Raw genomic sequence first — 15,866 nt, forward strand, 5'->3', positions numbered from 1 at the left:
GCTCGATCAACAGCTCTCCGCTTCATGATGTATGGCTGCGACCATGCCATCGGTAAGCATTCGATTGAGACGTGAAACCACCTGTTCGGCAAATGGCCCTTCTTTCAGCTTGGGCGGCATAAGACCCGGCAACGCGGCAAAAGCGGCAAATATATCCGATGCGGACTTTGTATTGGCCAGTGCTGCGGTGATTTCGTCACCACGAGGATCATTCAGCGGATATGGCTGGCCATTCTCATGCAGGCCCAGACCGTAACGCATCCACGCCGATGTGGCGAACGCGAAGGCTGTAGTGTCACCGCCTTGTTCCAGCAATTCGACGGCTGGCGCAAAGATGCGCTGCGGCATTTTTTCGGTGCAGTCCATGGCAATCTGGCGTGTTTCGTGCGCGATGGCCGGATTGGCAAACCGGTTAGCCAGAGCCTGCGCATAAGCGTCCAGATCGGTATCCATCGCGGTCAAGGTCTGTGCTGCCGCATGCAAATGGCGCCGCACCAGCCTGTTGAGCGCCGCGTCCGCCATTACATCGCGTACATAGGTCTTGCCCGAGAGAAACCCGGCATAGGCCAGCATTGAATGACTTCCATTGAGCATGCGCAGTTTCATTTTTTCAAAGGGGCGGACGTCTTGCGTAAAGGTGGCACCCACCGCCTCCCATGCCGGACGCCCGGCAGGAAAGTGATCCTCGATCACCCATTGCGAAAACGGTTCTGTCTCGATTGCAGCTTCGTCTTCGCACCCAATGGCCCGCGCGGCGTCGGCGCGGGTCCGGTCAGTTGGTTGCGGTGTGATCCGGTCCACCATGGTTGCCGGGAAAGCGACCTCCTGCGCGATGCGTTTCGACAGTTCAGGGCCATGCGCGCGCGTCGCAAAATCGATGACCGCAGCGCGTAACAAAGCGCCATTATCCGGCAGGTTATCGCAGCTTAAGACGGTAAATGCCGGTAAGCCCAATTCGAAGCGTCGTTTGAGACCCAATGCGATGAGGCCGAGAACGCCCCGGGGCTGGTATGGCGTTTGCAAATCGGCCATGACCGCGGGATGTACGGGATCGCAACCACCGCTGCGCAAAAGGCCATAGCCTTTTTCCGTCACGGTGATGCTGACAATCCGGCAGTTGGGTTCTGTCATAAAAGACAGCGCTTCAGCGCCAGCCGTCGGCCCGGCAAGCACCTGTCTTACTGAGCCGATGACGTGGGCGCGGCTTTCCTCACCACGCACGATCAGTGTGTAATAGCCGTCCTGCGGATTAAGCGCTTCGGCCACGTCGGTTCCACGCAGCGAGACGCCGACGATCCGCCAGTCAGACGGTGTTTGCGTCAGGGCTGCGTCGGTATAGGCGGCCAGATGAGCACGGGCAAAAGCGCCCAGACCCAGATGCAGGATACCTGCATCAAGAGCCTGTGGATCATAAGCGGGCCATGTGGCTCCATCCGTTGGGCTGCTTTTGGCCGACAGTCTCATCACGCGTTTCCTGTCGTCAACGGATGCTCCAGCGCGGTCATGATTCCCCGCAGTTCCGCCAGACCTTTCAGGCGACCGATGGACGGATAACCCGGTTGTCCGCGTCGTCCAAGATCATCCAGAATATCCTGCCCATGGTCGGGGCGGAACGGAATTTGCCAGTCTTTACGACCTGTTGCCTTGCGGCGGCGTTCTTCGGCCAGAATGGCAGCGACCATCGCGACCATATCCGTGCCGCCTTCAAGATGCCCTGCCTCGTGGAAAGAGCCATACTGGCCCGCATCTTCAATCGTGACATTGCGCAGATGCAGGAAATGGACGCGGTCGCCCAGACGCTGCATCATTCCGGGCAGGTCGTTATCGCGCCGTGTGCCAAGCGAGCCGGTGCAAAGCGTGATGCCGTTGGCTGGAACATCGACTGCCTCGATGATCTGACGGTAGTCGTCCTCGGTGGACATGATGCGGGGCAGGCCCAACAGTGGGAAAGGGGGGTCGTCCGGGTGGCAGCACAGACGCATACCGAGTTCCTCGGCTAGCGGAGACACTTCCGATAGAAAATCAATAAGATGACGACGCAGCCTGTCCGCGCTGATATTGTCATATTTTGCCAATTGGTCGCGCACATCGGCAAGGGTAAAGTTTTCGGCTGCACCCGGCAGACCGTAAACGGTATTGGCGGCGAGTTCCTCGCGCCGCGCATCGCTCATCGTTGTAAAGCGCTCTTTTGCGGCAAGCGCCACATCGGCAGGGAAGCTTTCCGCTGCGCCTTTGCGTTGCAATATGTAAATGTCGAAAGCGGCAAAATCGATGAGATCGAAGCGCATGCATGTCGCGCCGCTGTCCAGACGGAAGGCGAGATCCGTGCGCGTCCAGTCCAGCACTGGCATGAAATTATAGCAGATGACCTCTATGCCAGCGCGGCTGAGATTGGTCATACTGGTTTTCCAGTTGGCGATATGGGTCTTCCAGTCGCCAGTCTGCCGCTTGATATCTTCAGATACGGGCAGGCTTTCCACCACTTCCCATGCCAGGCGGGAGGGTGCGCCGTCATTCATGCGCCCGATCTGAGCCTGCCGCAGCGCAATTTCGTCCGCAGTCCATACCTCGCCGGTCGGCATGTGGTGCAGGGCCGAAACGACACCCTCCACGCCGGCCTGCCGCATATCGTCAATTGACGTCAGATCCTTTGGACCGAACCATCTCCAAGTCTGTCGCACGTTTTGCCTCCATAGATTATCCTTTAACTAGCAGATGGTAGACTAGTATGGAAGATGAAATGCATCAACGTGAAGCGTGAATCGAGGAAAGTTCTCTGTTGCTGCATGGGAGGGGGCGGTGTTTGGTGCATATCAGCCGTCGACCCTGAGCCTGTGGGGGCCGCAGGATGGCTATATGCCCGCAGACTCTGCGCGCACCTATCGACGCGACCTGCCGGACGCTGAGGTTAATTTCCTGGAAGAGGTAGGCCACTGGTTGTTGGGAACGTATTTTGACGAAGCGCTGCCGATCATCCGCGGTTTTCTCGCTCGAATGATGACTGCTGAGAAGCTGTAACAAGACATATTGGTCCCAGCATCACTAAATAAGGTGTTCAGGCGCGTTGATGCTACGAAACTCTTCCTCGGAGGGCCAGAAAGTCGAGAAGTGCCCTCACGCGGGAGGGCAGTGGGCCGCCCTGACCGATATGTATGGCGTGGAAGGATTCCAGATCCCCGGGATTAAATTCCTCCAAAACCGGTACGAGACGTCCACTTGCAATGTCCTCCCGTACGGTGAAGTTCGGCGCGCGGACAAGGCCCACGCCGCTCAGCGCCAGTCGCCGCAGAGCTTCGCCGTCGCTGGCTTGAATACGTCCAACGGTAGGTACGACGACGGTCTCCCCATTCCGCATGAGAGGCCAGCCATCCCCAGAGCGCACATAGCCAAAGCCGAGCCTGTTGTGGCCTTCAAGGTCTTCGATTGTTTTCGGTTCGCCCAATTGGTCGAGATAGGCTGGGGCGGCAACAATCAGCATGGCGGAGTCGCCCAGTTTTCGCGCAACAAGGCTCGAACTCTTCAGCGGTCCCGCACGCACCGCTACATCGGTTCTTTCGGCAAGCAAATCCACGACGGTGTCAGTTTGTATCAGATCAAGCGAGACACCGGGAAATTGCGCCAGAAACTCCGGAAGAATAGGAGCGAGGATATGGGTGGCATAGGATGCGCTGGTGTTGAGGCGGATGCGACCGACGGGCTCTTCGCCTGTGCCTGCGCTCCTCTCGGCGTCGGCGATATCTGCGAGAATTCGCATGGCGCGTTCGTAGAACACGCATCCCTCCGTGGTGAGTTGGAACGCTCGTGTAGAGCGGTTCACCAATCGTGCGCCAAGGCGGGTCTCTAACCGTGTTATCAACTTGCTGACTGCGGACGGTGTCATGTGACAGGCGCGTGCCGCCGCCGAAAATCCGCCCCGCTCGACCACGCAGACAAACACTTCCATTTCACCCGAGCGATTGATTTCAGCGCGCGCCATTTTCTTTCCTTAGATACGTCGACTAGCTGATGAGGGAAGCGCGACGACGGTGGTGCTGGAATTGGTCTTTGAATTCACAAATGATATTACAATGAGCAATCTATATCACTATCGTAACACGATCTATTCTCTCGCGAACGAAACATCGCGAGCAAAATGCATCGCCCAAGCGATGCGCTCGTAACGAGAGGATAAGAAGATAATGTCGCTTCGACTAAACAGCGCGCGCACTGGCCGTCGAGCTGGTCGGAAATTCCTATTTACTGGCTGGATTGCAAGCGCCCTGGCTATGGGAGCCATCCTTCTCGGCCCAGCGCCCGCGATCGCCGATGATGGGCAGTGGGTCGGCACGTGGACGGCCAGTCCACAACCGGTCTGGGGAGGGGATTTCGCCTTCCCGACAAAAATCCCTGCAAGGGTGAAAGATCGTACTTTCCGCCAGATTGTTCGAATTAGTCTTGGAGGCATGAGACTGAGGTTCGTTTTCTCAAACATCTATGGAAAACAGCCTTTGAAAATTGGCGCAGCCAGCGTTGCCCCCGCTGGTCAGCAGGCGGCAGTAGCCCCGTCGACTATCCGAAAGCTCACTTTTGGCGGTAAATCGAGCGTCGTCATGCTGCCCGGCGCACCGGTGGTTAGTGATCCGGTGGATTTGCAAACCGATGCGCAATCGCGGCTCGCGGTTTCCATTTTTCTGCCGGATGAAACGGCTCTGGACACCTTTCATTGGGATGGCCGTCAGACAGCATGGTTCGGCCATGGTAACCTTACTGCGGCGGGCGACTTCACGGCATTTGACACGACCGATGCACGCATTCTTTTAACAGACGTTCTGGTCGATACCCCTAACGAAGGTGCAGTCGCCATCATCGGCGATTCCATTACCGATGGTAACGGAGCGACAGTGGATGCAGACTCGCGCTGGCCCGATTTTCTTGCAAAGCGGCTTGCGCCCCGACGCATCGCCGTCCTTAACGCGGGTATTTCCGGCGCCCGCCTGCTCGAGGACAAAATGGGTGTTAACGCAGTTGCCCGTTTGGAGAGCGATGTACTGTCCAAGCCCAACGTGAAGGCGCTCATCGTATTCATCGGCATCAACGATATTTCGTGGCCAGGCACTGCCTTTGCTCCGAACTCCAAGCGACCGAGCGTTGAGGCTATGATCGAGAGCTACGGGCAGCTCATCGCGTTGGCACACGCGCACAACATCCGTGTCATTGGCGCAACACTGACACCATTCGAGGGTGCGCTTTCTGGGACCCCACTCGAGGGCTACTACAACGCCGACAAGGACGCGCTTCGCAACGAGATCAATCAGTGGATTCGCAAGAGCGGTGCGTTCGACGCGGTGGTCGATTTTGATGCGCTTCTTCGCGATCCAGACAATAACGCCCGCATCGCGCCAGCTTTCGATTCCGGCGATCATCTTCACCCCGGCGATAAGGGCAATCTGACAATGGCCGAGTCGATTAATCTCGAAACGCTGCTCGGGCGCTGATCGTCAGTGGGGTTCGGGCAGTGCTTCGCGCTCGAGCCATTCCGGGTCGATTTCCGGCAGTGGGATCGCGTCGAGCAGCGCGCGGGTATAGGCTGACTTCGGATCAGCGAAGACTTGTTCGCACGCTCCCGCCTCGACGACCTTGCCGAAACGAAGCACATAGACGCGGTCGCAGATGGCCCGAATGACGCTAAGATCGTGACTGATGAAGGCCATGGAAAGGCCCATATCACGCGACAGGTCTTTCATCAAGTTGAGTACCTGCGCCTGCGTCGAAACGTCAAGGCCGGAGACGATTTCGTCAGCTAGAACGAAGTCCGGTTCGAGAAGGGCGGCGCGGGCGATGCCCACTCGCTGGCGCTGACCGCCCGAGAGTTCGTGGGCATTGCGGTCAAGCACGACCTCGGGCAGGGTGAAGCGGTCGAGAATTTTGAGAACCTTCGCCTCGGCCTCAGCGGCGTTGGCCGCCAATCTGTGCAACAGCATTGGCTCCACCAGAATGCGGCGAATGGAATGGCGCGGATTGAGCGATGCCATCGGGTCCTGGAAGATCATCTGCATACGTCGGCGCAGTGGTCGCATCCTGTTATCGGGCAGACTGGTAATATCCTGACCGTCGAACCGGATTTCGCCGGCGGAGATGTCGACGAGGCGCAGCAGCGCCCGGCCAAGCGTTGTCTTACCCGAGCCGGACTCGCCGACGATGCCGATCGTTTCTCCGCGCGCGATGTCGATGTCGATGCCATGCAGCACCTTGTGGCCAGCAGACCTGCCGAAAAGGCCACCCGCACCGTAAGCGACTTCTATGCCGCGAGCTGTGAGAAGCATGTTGGTCATCAGCTTTTTCCGATCTCGGCGCGCAGTTGCTCGAACACCGATTGTGGCACCGGTTCCAAGCCGCTATTGGGGCGGTCGTAACGCGGGCCAGCGGCCATCAGCGCCTTAGTGTAGATGTGCTTGGGTCGCTGCAGGACATCGGCGGTGCTGCCCTGCTCGATCACCTTACCGGAGTAGAGCAGCGTTACGCTGTCACAGATTTGGGCAACGACGCCCAGATCATGCGTCACGAATATGACGCCCGTGCCATGAGTGCGCTGCATGCCGCGAATGAGGCGAAGGATCTGCTTTTGCACGGTCACGTCGAGCGCGGTTGTCGGTTCGTCGGCAATCACGAGCTTGGGTTCGAGCGCAAATGCCGAGGCAATCAGCACGCGCTGGCGCATGCCGCCCGATAGCTCATGCGGATAAGCGCGCAAAACCCGCTCCGGATCGCGGATATGCACTTCCTCCAGCAGGGTCAGCGCGCGTTCACGGGCCGCCTTGCTTGACAGGCCGCGCTTGAGGCGCAAGCCGTCGGTCAGTTGGGCCTCGATACGACGGCCTGGATTAAGCGCCGTCTGCGGGTCCTGCGGGATGAGCGAGATTTCACTGCCCATAATCTGGCGTAATTGGGGAGCCGGTATGGTCAGGAGGTCGCGGCCCTCGAAATTGATGGTGCCGCGGGTAATGCGGACCGTGTGCGGCAGGATACCAAGCAGCGCCTTGGCGATGGTCGATTTGCCGGCGCCGCTCTCACCGACGAGGCCGCGGACCTCGCCGCGCCCGAGTGTCAATGCGACATCACGAAGAACGGGCGAGCCGCCATCCCGATCCGAGACCGCCGACAGGCTGTTGATGGAGAGAAGGGGTTCGGTCATCGGCGCATCATCGGGTCAAGGGCGCGGCGCAGGCCGTCGCCGAGCTGGTTGAAGGCAAGAACGGTCAGGAAAAGCATCACGAGAGGCGCCACCAATACCCACCATCCCTGATAGATGATCTGTCGGCCCTGCGCGATCATGCCGCCCCAGGTTGGCGTGTCGGACGAGACGGAAAGACCGACGAATGAGAGAATAGCCTCGACGATGACGGCGATACCCATTTCCAGGCTGATGAGCGCGATCAGGACCGGGGCGACATTCGGCAGGATCTGGCCGATCAGGATCTTGAAGCGGGAGAAGCCCAAAACTTGCGCTGCCGTTACATAGTCCATCCGCGCCTGCGCCATCGTTTCCGAACGGACGACACGACAGAAACGCGTCCAGTCGATGATGACGATGGCTGCGATGACCGAATGCACGCCCGCGCCGAAGACTGCCACCAGCAGGATCGATAACAGTACCGGCGGGAACGCCATCCAGATGTCGACGAGACGCGAGATGACGGAGTCGACCCAGCCGCGATACCAGCCTGCGAGCAGCCCGAGCGCGGTGCCAACCAGCGCCGCAAGACCTGCGGCGATGAAGGCGACCAGCAAGGCGACGCGCGTGCCGTGGATCAGGCGCGAAAGCACGTCGCGACCAAGATCGTCGGTGCCGAACCAGTAACCGGGCTCGGTGCCAGAATAGCCTGCTGGCGGCAGCGTGGCGAGCATCAGGTCCTGTTCGAGCGGATCCTTGGGCGCGAGCCACGGCGCAAAGATCGCGACCAATATAAGGCAGAGGATAAAGCCGCCGCCGAGAATTACCTTGGGTTCAGAAAGCGCCGCGCGCAGTGACTTAACCATGGCGCAGCCTCGGATTGAATGCGGCGACGAGGACGTCAACCATAATATTGATAACGATGAACAGGGCGCCGAAGACGAGGACAAGGCCCTGAATGAGTGGCAGGTCGCGGTTGATGACAGCGTCGATTGCCATATTGCCGATGCCGGGATAGGCGAAGATACGCTCAACGATGACTGTGCCGCCGATCAGGAAGGTGAACTGCACTCCGGTCAGCGCGATGGTGGGGCCAACGGCATTGCGCAGTGCCTCTTGCAACACCAGCCGTAACGAGGACATGCCCTTGAGCTTGGCGAGCAGCACATAGTCCTGCACCATGGCTTCGAGCAGCGCCTCCTTCAGCACGCGGGCGATAATCGCCGCGAGTGGCAAACCGAGCGCCAGTACTGGCATGGTCATATGGGCGGCGATGTCGGCGAACTGCGCGAAGCGCAGGCGTAGCAGGCTTTCGAACAGATAGAAGGGGGTTGCAAAATTGCTCTGCACGCTCGGATCGATCCGCCCGGAGAGAGGTAATATGGGGAAGAACACACCCAACACCAACACAAGTGCCAGTGCCCAGACGAAGTCAGGCACAGCCAGCACCACGCCGTTGACGGTATCGATGACGGGTTCGGCAGGGGTGCGGCGCACGAGCGTGCCAGCAATCGCCACGGCAGCGCCGAGCAGAATAGCGAAGATCAGTGCGATGAAGGCGAGCTCAAGGGTTGCTGGCAGGCGTTCGGACAACAGTTCCAGAACATTGCGGCGCAGCGAGATGGAGGTGCCGAAATCTCCTGAAAGCAGTGACGTCAGCCAGATACTGAACTGGCTGAAGATACTGCCATCGAGTCCATAGTTCGCGCGAAGCTGCGCGATCTGTTCCGGTGTAGCGCCCGGCGAGATCATCATGGCGATAGGGTCGCCGGGAACGACGCGCAACAGGACAAAAACCACAACTGCAACCCCAAACAGGGTCACCGCCGCGAGAACCAGACGGTTCAGGATAGAAAGAGCAAGCAATTGCATGGTTATGGAGTCTCGCGCAGGCAGACGTAGACACTATACTGGTGTGTTCGGCCAAGCAGGCCGGACATCAATCAAGCAATGGAAGGCTGGCACAGCGCGTGCCCGGCCAACATGCTATCAAGCCTTTGATACCAAGGTTGGTTGCAGCGCGCCCGAAACATTCGGGGTGACCTTCAGCGTTGATTTATAGACAATAGGCTGTGCGTATTGCAGCAACGGCAGCACGTAACCTTGCTCCGCAATATACTTGCAGACGGCTTTCCAGCCAGCGATGCGCTTGGCCTCGTCTTTCTCACCCCAAAGCGGAGCGATCATGCCATCCAGATCGTCGGTGTTCCATACCGAGTGGGGCGAAGGGCCGAACATGGCGAAGCCTGTTGAGGTGGTCGGGTCGCCGATCGCATTGCCCCAGTTGTAGAAGGCAGCTGGTGCAAGCTGGTCGGCGGCGCGCAGCTCATAGTGCTTGGCTATCTCGTAGACCTCGATTTCGGCTTCGATGCCGACCTTGCGCCACATGCCCACAATGGCCTGAACCATTTCGTAGTCCTTCGGCTTCAGGCCACGGGTGGTCTGAATCTTGAACTTCACGGGTTTGTCGGTCGAATAGCCGGAGTCGGCCAGCAGTTTTTTGGCGAGTTCGGGATCGTAAGGAACCTTGATTGATGGATCATAGGCCGAATATTCCGGCGCTTCGAGCGTGTCGATTGGTACGCCGTAGCCACGCAGCAGGCGCTTGACGATAGCTTGCTTGTCAACGGCGTGACAGGCGGCCAGGCGCACGTTCTTGTCGTTCATGACTTCGATATTGTTAAGGAAGATCATGCCGATATCTGAGATCGGAGTCGCGACGCCTGCCAGACCGTTCTTTTCCTTCAGGCGGTCGAATTCTTCATACGGGATTTCAAGCGTGACGTCGGACGAGCCGGATTCGATCTCGGCAACCCGGCTGGTGCCATCCGGCACGAACTTGAAGATCACAGTTTCGAAAGCTGGCTTGCCGCCCCAATAATTTGGGTTGGCCTTCAGGCGCAGGAAGGCATTGCCTTCATAGGCGTCAACCATATAGGGGCCTGTGCCGACAGGCTTCTTCTCGAAGCCCTCCGCGCCCACTTTCTCATAATAGGCTTTGGGCAGGATGTAGCCTGTGAGGAAGGCCATCCACATGAAATAGGTGGGTTCGAAGCGCAGCACATCGCCAGTGATCTTGTTGCCTTCGATCTTGTAGTTGCCGACAGTGGACCAGACAAACTGGATCGGGTTGCCGGTCTTTTCGTCGGCGGCGCGCTCCAGCGCCCAGACCACATCTTCCGGGGTGAACGGCGAGCCGTCATGCCAGGTCACACCCTCGCGAACATCCATCCAGACCTTGGTCTTGTCGTCGTTCCAGCCCCAGCCTGTCAGCAGGCCCGGAACGAATTTGAGGTCGGGGTCCTGGCCGATATACTGGTCGAAAATCGAGCGGTAGATTGCCTGAATCGTCGGATTGACCGCTGACGGACCGACGGTCGGATCGAAGGACGGAAGATTGACGTTGAAAGCGATGGTAAGCGTGTCGGTTTCTGCCGCCTGCACCGGCAGACGCCCTGCCAGAATGCTCGTCAAAAAGGCAGCAGCGCCCATACCCAACGTCTGGCGACGGGTGAATTCAGTCATGTTTTGCTCCGCGTTCCCCTGATCCCGGCTTTTTTGAGCGTTCCCGCGCTCGCCAAGGTTATTTATTGGTCGGAATATTTTAATCTTAAAATAGCGGCGTTTGACTGGCAAGCGAATTGTACGGTCAGGAAACAATTTTAGGTCGCACTATATGCTTACGCATATTACTTCTTTATCAATTTCGCCCTTTGACCTAAGTAAGTACAAGCTCAAACAGCCCTAATTTGCAGTTTTGCGGACTTGAAGAGCCAGAAATATGATTCTGCATGGGTTCAAAGATGCAGTCGCAGATGCGAGCGCACCCGTCTTACGACAATCCTATTTCAGCGAGGCCGCGAGCAGCATTCCCGAGCCGCCTCCCAGCCCCGGGCCGGGATGGGTCGATGCGCCGATATGATAAAGACCGGGAACGTGGGTGCGGTGGTTGACCGATGACTTGAACGGACGCCAGATGAAAAACTGATCGACGCCGCAGAAGCCCCCGTAGGGGTCGCCGCCCACGAGGTTCATATTCATGGATTCAAGATCGGCTGGTGAATACGCCTTGCGGGCGATGATCGTCTCGGCGAAGCCTTCGATGTGCTGGGCGAGGATGCGCTCGACACGGTCGGCATAGTGTTCGCGCAGTTCGTCGGTCCAGCGGCCATCGGCAGGCGTGGCGAGTTCTCCGGCAGCATCGCCTTCGATGTGTCGCGGGGCTTCAGGCAATTGTAGCCAGAGGATCGCCTGGCCTTCCGGCGCGCGGGATGGGTCGAGCGCGGTCGGCTGGCCGACGCAGATGGTTGGCACCGCTGGCAGCATGCCACGGTCACATTCATTCGCCGCACGAGACACACCGTTGAGGCCCGGTGTAAGATGCAAGAGCGCAACTTTCGACAAGTCCTCGCCGCCCTTCCAGCGCGGCGGCGACTTGAGCGCGTAGTGTATCTGCATGTCGCCCTTGCCATAGCGATAAGCCCGCAGCCCATCCGCAATATCTGAGGGCAGCGGCCTGCTGGAGCCCTTCAGCAGGTGTCCATAAAGCTGGTTGGGCGTGACCGATGCAATGACACCCTTGCCTGCCTCCAGCACCTCGCCATCGGCAAGCTTAACACCCGTGGCCTGTCCTTTGTGGTCCTCCAGTATTGCATCCACATCCGCGCCGGTGCGAATGGTGCCGCCCTGATCCGTAATGAGCTGCGTGAACGCCTTGACGAGATTTTCGGCGCCGCCTTTGACAATCGGACAACCCGCCAGTTCGATGGCAAAACCGATGACCCGGAGCATTGCCGCAGAATAAGTGCTTTCGGGATTGAGCCCGCAATGGAGGACCCAAGGGGCAAAGAGCCCGCGCATCACATCCGACCGATAGGTGGTTTCAAGATGATGGCGGCCATTGACGAGCGCCTCGCCGAACCACGCGGCGAGATTGCGGGGCCCGCGTTTCCAGGCTTCCTTCAGCACGGTCTTGAATATGCCGCCGGACCAGAGCGAGCCGCCTAGCAGCGAGAACATGAAGGGTGCGTCGGCACCCATCCGGTCCATCTCACGGGCAAAGGACTTGCCGTCGCCCTCGGCGAGCGCGTCGAAGGCAGCGATGTTGGCTTTACGGTCTTTGGACAGGATTGCATGTCGCCCATCCGCCAGTACGACGCCGGTGGGGAGGTCTGCGTGGGCGAATTCGAGGCCTCGCGCCTCCAGATCCTTGCCAAGCGCAGCATAGGCGGGCGAGGTCAGGAATAGCACCATGGTTGTTGCCATGACGTCGTGACGGAAGCCCGGTGCAGTGATCTCTTCCGTGCGCAGGCAGCCGCCGAGCCGGTCATTGCGCTCGAGCAGCAGAACCTTTTTGCCCTTTTTGCCAAGCATGGCTGCCGCTACCAGTGCGTTTATGCCGCTGCCGACCACGATATAGTCATGTGCTGTCATAGTGTCGTCGCTCCCCGAAAAATAGCCTCGCGCTGGCTCGATTCCGATTACTTTATTACCCGTGTTAGCGCGCGTATCGGCGAGCCTGTTCACTCGAGTCCAACTGAGAATTTTGCGACATGGCGCCCCTCATTCGCTTTTTAAAAAAGCTTGATATGAATTTTCTTGAAGCTTAAAAGATATCATATGTGAATGCAACGAAATGCCTGCTCTCAAAGGTGAACTTTACAACATATCGGGCCTTCAATATCCGCGATGACCTGATGATTTAAATCTGCGAGGTCAGAAGCCTGCCGAGATCGATCTACACTATTATATGCATTTGAAAATAATGGGGGCCTGAATGAGTGGACATGACGTTGAGTTCGATGCGGTGGTCGTAGGCGCGGGGCATAATGGCCTCGCTGCGGCGGTGCATCTGGCGGCAAAGGGTTGGCGTGTTGCTGTTGTCGAAGCGGCAGCTTCTCCTGGCGGGGCGGTGAAGACCCTGGAGTTGACAGAGCCGGGCTTCCGTCACGACTGGGCTGCCATGAACCTTTCGATGTTCGCTGGCTCAGCTTTTCACGCAACCTATGCCGCGGATCTTGCTGCACAGGGTCTCGAATTCGTACCGGCGCAAAATTGCTTTGCCAGTGTCTTTCGCGACGGTACTCATCTTGGCGTTTCCAGCGATGTGACGGTAACGAATGCAAGGATTGCGGAACTGTCGCCCGTCGACGCCGAGGCGTGGGCGACTATGCTTTCTGATTTCGAGCGCAATGCGCCGCATATTTTCGGCCTACTCGGCTCGCCGATGCCTTCTCTAGCCGCGGTAAGGACAGTCTGGAAGGCCTACAGGTCGCTCGGCATGGATAATCTCTGGCGTATCGCGCAGCTTCTGCTGGCGACGCCACGTGATTTTCTTGACGCGAATTTCGAAAGTCCCAAACTTAAGGCCATGATGGCCGCTTGGGGTCTGCATCTTGATTTCGCGCCCGACGTTGCAGGCGGAGCACTATTTCCCTATCTCGAGTCAATGGCAAATCAGGCGTTCGGCATGGTTATTGGCAAGGGAGGCGCAGATACGATCATTCGCGCGATGGCGGGTCTCCTGCAGGAGAAGGGTGGACAACTCATTCTCGGTCAGCGTGTCGAAAAGATCAGTCTCGACAAGGCCGGAAGAGCGACGGGCGTGGTGTTGTCCGACGGACGCACGTTGAGTGCGAAGCGGGCGGTGATCGCCAACCTCAATCCCAAGGTGCTGTTTGGCAGTGACATGTTGCCCCGGTCGGCGGTCCCCCAAAAAGTTAACAAGGCGACGAATGCTTTTCGGGCCGGACCCGGCACGATGATGATCCACCTCGCCATGGACGAGTTGCCCAACTGGACTGCGGGCGCTGAACTCAAGCGCTTCGCTTATGTTCATATTGCCCCGGACCTTGCCATGATGGCGCGGGTTTACGCGGAAGCTATGGATGGATTGCTGCCTGGAGAACCGGCCCTTGTGGTTGGCCAGCCCACGGCCATTGATCCATCGCGTGCACCGGAAGGCAAGCATGTTCTCTGGGTGCAGGTCCGTGTCCTCCCGGCGGAGATCAAGGGCGATGCGATGGGAGAGATCGCTGTTGCGGATTGGAACAGTGCGAAGGACGCCTATGCCGATCGGGTCATCGGAATCCTTGAGCGCTATGCGCCCGGGATCAGCGGCATGATCCGGGCGCGCTCGGTCTTTTCACCCGCAGACCTTGAACGTGAGAACGCCAATCTTATCGGCGGTGACAATTTGAGCGGCTCACACCATCTCGATCAGAATTTCCTGTTCCGCCCCATTGCAGGATACTCGCGCTACAAAACGCCCGTCCGCTCACTTTATATGTGCGGCGCCTCCACCTGGCCCGGTGCTGGCACCGGCGCCGGCTCTGGCTTCATGCTTGCAAAGATGCTTGCCGGAAACTGATGGGTGGCGGGGTCAGGTTCTGACTCCCAATCCGACTATGTTGAATATCGCGCCAACGCGAACTGTTCTATTGACCAGGACGGTTGGCGCAATTCTACCAGATCCGCGATAATACGAGCCATGCCCGGACCTATGCCGAAACCGTGGCCGCTCATTCCTGTGGCAATCGTAAGCCCGCTTATACTGGCTTGATCCACGACGGGCAACACGTCTGGCATGGTGTCGATCATGCCAGCCCAACTTCGTATAATGCGCGGTGTCCCGATCTTCGGAAATGCCGCAGCGAATTGCTTGAGAACCCGGCTGAGCTCTTTCTGGTTGGGCTTCGGATCCAGTACACGGCACCGCTCAAACGGCGTTTCGTCTATTTTCGACCAGCGTCGGGGCGTTCGCCATGCATCTGGATAATTCTGCGGAGCGGAAAGCCGGAACCGCGTGCTTGTAAAGTCCTCGCGCAACTGTGGAATGTAAGCTGAAAAGTTTCTGAAGGCATCCGGACCGATGAAGAAATCATGTGTGGACCAAGGTGTTAATGTGTAGCTCCCGTCAGTGCGACGCCGGAACGCGATGCGGTCATCGGCGGCAGCGGCATCGTGCGGCGCTGTCGCCAGTTCTATCTGCAAGGCAGAAGATAGGACGGACAGTTGGGGGAGATGAATGCCGTGCCGTTTCAAAAACAGGGCGCTCCACGCGCCAGCCGCAACTACCACTCTCTCACATTTTACATAGCCGCTCTCAGTGGCGACACCTTGAATGTGATTGCCTGTAATGTCCAATGTGCGAATGGCGCAATTTTCGCGAATGATGACACCGTCTTCAGCGGCTGCCTGAGCCAATGTCGGGACCGCAACGAACGGTTCAGCCATAGCATCGGACGGTGTGGTCATGCCGCCAATCCAGCCTCTACCTTCGGATATCATCGCGCCAACTTCGCGTTGGGATAACATGCGCGTATCGACGCCGTATTGGCGCGCACCGTCGAGCCATTGCTCGAATTTTGCGAGCTTGGCTTTGCTGCGTGCGAGATAAGTGATGCCTTTCTGGCGAAAGCCGATCTGCTCGAGGATCTTCTCGTTTAAGCTTTTCCAGAGAGGGATCGTGTCCATCATGATGGGCAGTTCTGCGTAATCACGACCCTGTTGACGGATCCAGCCCCAGTTTCGGCTGGATTGCTCGCCAGCGATGCGACCTTTCTCGCAGAGAAGGACCTTCAATCCACGTTTCCGCAGTTCCCAGGCCGCCATAACTCCGATGATGCCACCGCCGATGATTGTTACGTCAACAACATCAGGAAGGGGGCCATCGAATTGCGGAGTGTTATCAAGATTAATAGGAAATGCAGACATC

The 15,866-nt window shown here is 58.2% G+C and carries 13 protein-coding genes; 3 read left to right on the forward strand and 10 right to left on the reverse strand.

Features of this window, described 5'->3' with window-relative positions; all coding sequences use genetic code 11:
• Window positions 1-6 precede the first annotated feature (6 nt).
• Together ABWW11_RS11175 and uxuA are read right to left on the reverse strand one after the other, a co-directional pair.
• Window positions 7-1,464, reverse strand: a complete 1,458-nt coding sequence (locus ABWW11_RS11175; protein ID WP_109366173.1) for a mannitol dehydrogenase family protein — start codon at window positions 1,462-1,464, stop codon at window positions 7-9.
• Window positions 1,464-2,681 (reverse strand): mannonate dehydratase, encoded by a 1,218-nt coding sequence (gene uxuA, locus ABWW11_RS11180; protein ID WP_109366172.1) that lies wholly within the window; start codon window positions 2,679-2,681, stop codon window positions 1,464-1,466. The genes ABWW11_RS11175 and uxuA overlap by 1 nt, the downstream gene beginning before the upstream one ends.
• 118 nt (window positions 2,682-2,799) lie before the next feature.
• Between uxuA and ABWW11_RS11185 the strand changes: the two genes are divergently transcribed.
• Complete coding sequence (locus tag ABWW11_RS11185) at window positions 2,800-3,018, forward strand: alpha/beta fold hydrolase (RefSeq protein ID WP_109366171.1); 219 nt, start codon at window positions 2,800-2,802, stop codon at window positions 3,016-3,018.
• 52 nt (window positions 3,019-3,070) lie between these two features.
• Here the strand turns inward: ABWW11_RS11185 and ABWW11_RS11190 are convergent, their stop codons facing one another.
• Window positions 3,071-3,976, reverse strand: a complete 906-nt coding sequence (locus ABWW11_RS11190) for a LysR family transcriptional regulator (protein ID WP_124915366.1) — start codon at window positions 3,974-3,976, stop codon at window positions 3,071-3,073.
• 202 nt (window positions 3,977-4,178) lie between these two features.
• On the opposite strand from ABWW11_RS11190, the gene ABWW11_RS11195 reads away from it, so the two are divergent.
• A complete protein-coding gene (locus ABWW11_RS11195) occupies window positions 4,179-5,474 on the forward strand; it encodes an SGNH/GDSL hydrolase family protein (protein WP_109366169.1) in 1,296 nt (431 codons plus the stop codon).
• Window positions 5,475-5,477: 3 nt separating this feature from the next.
• On the opposite strand, the gene ABWW11_RS11200 is transcribed toward ABWW11_RS11195, so the two are convergent.
• The 6 genes from ABWW11_RS11200 to ABWW11_RS11225 all read right to left on the reverse strand — a co-directional run bounded on the left by ABWW11_RS11200 (window position 5,478) and on the right by ABWW11_RS11225 (window position 12,583).
• Window positions 5,478-6,311 carry an ATP-binding cassette domain-containing protein gene (locus ABWW11_RS11200; RefSeq protein WP_109366168.1) on the reverse strand — a complete coding sequence of 278 codons (834 nt, stop codon included), beginning with the start codon at window positions 6,309-6,311 and terminating at the stop codon, window positions 5,478-5,480.
• Window positions 6,311-7,171, reverse strand: a complete 861-nt coding sequence (locus ABWW11_RS11205) for an ABC transporter ATP-binding protein (RefSeq protein ID WP_121537654.1) — start codon at window positions 7,169-7,171, stop codon at window positions 6,311-6,313. Before ABWW11_RS11205 ends, ABWW11_RS11200 begins: the two co-directional genes overlap by 1 nt.
• Entirely contained in the window at window positions 7,168-8,016 is an 849-nt protein-coding gene (locus ABWW11_RS11210) for an ABC transporter permease (RefSeq protein ID WP_109366166.1), read from the reverse strand. The genes ABWW11_RS11205 and ABWW11_RS11210 overlap by 4 nt, the downstream gene beginning before the upstream one ends.
• Window positions 8,009-9,016 carry an ABC transporter permease gene (locus ABWW11_RS11215; protein ID WP_371830811.1) on the reverse strand — a complete coding sequence of 336 codons (1,008 nt, stop codon included), beginning with the start codon at window positions 9,014-9,016 and terminating at the stop codon, window positions 8,009-8,011. The genes ABWW11_RS11210 and ABWW11_RS11215 overlap by 8 nt, the downstream gene beginning before the upstream one ends.
• A 123-nt stretch (window positions 9,017-9,139) precedes the next feature.
• The gene (locus ABWW11_RS11220; protein ID WP_109366164.1) at window positions 9,140-10,675 is read right to left on the reverse strand and encodes an ABC transporter substrate-binding protein; all 1,536 of its coding nucleotides are present in this window, start codon (window positions 10,673-10,675) and stop codon (window positions 9,140-9,142) included.
• A 318-nt stretch (window positions 10,676-10,993) separates the two neighbouring features.
• The gene (locus tag ABWW11_RS11225) at window positions 10,994-12,583 is read right to left on the reverse strand and encodes a phytoene desaturase family protein (protein WP_121537656.1); all 1,590 of its coding nucleotides are present in this window, start codon (window positions 12,581-12,583) and stop codon (window positions 10,994-10,996) included.
• Window positions 12,584-12,926: 343 nt separating this feature from the next.
• Here ABWW11_RS11225 and ABWW11_RS11230 point away from each other — a divergent pair, with 343 nt between their 5' ends.
• Window positions 12,927-14,519: a phytoene desaturase family protein gene (locus ABWW11_RS11230; protein WP_109366162.1), complete on the forward strand. Its 1,593-nt coding sequence runs from the start codon at window positions 12,927-12,929 to the stop codon at window positions 14,517-14,519.
• Window positions 14,520-14,554: 35 nt separating this feature from the next.
• Here ABWW11_RS11230 and ABWW11_RS11235 read toward each other — a convergent pair whose 3' ends face one another.
• Window positions 14,555-15,865, reverse strand: a complete 1,311-nt coding sequence (locus ABWW11_RS11235; RefSeq protein WP_109366161.1) for an NAD(P)/FAD-dependent oxidoreductase — start codon at window positions 15,863-15,865, stop codon at window positions 14,555-14,557.
• Window position 15,866 lies beyond the last annotated feature (1 nt).

The sequence above is a fragment of the Brucella sp. NBRC 113783 genome (assembly GCF_040372265.1).
Lineage (GTDB): Bacteria > Pseudomonadota > Alphaproteobacteria > Rhizobiales > Rhizobiaceae > Brucella > Brucella teleogrylli.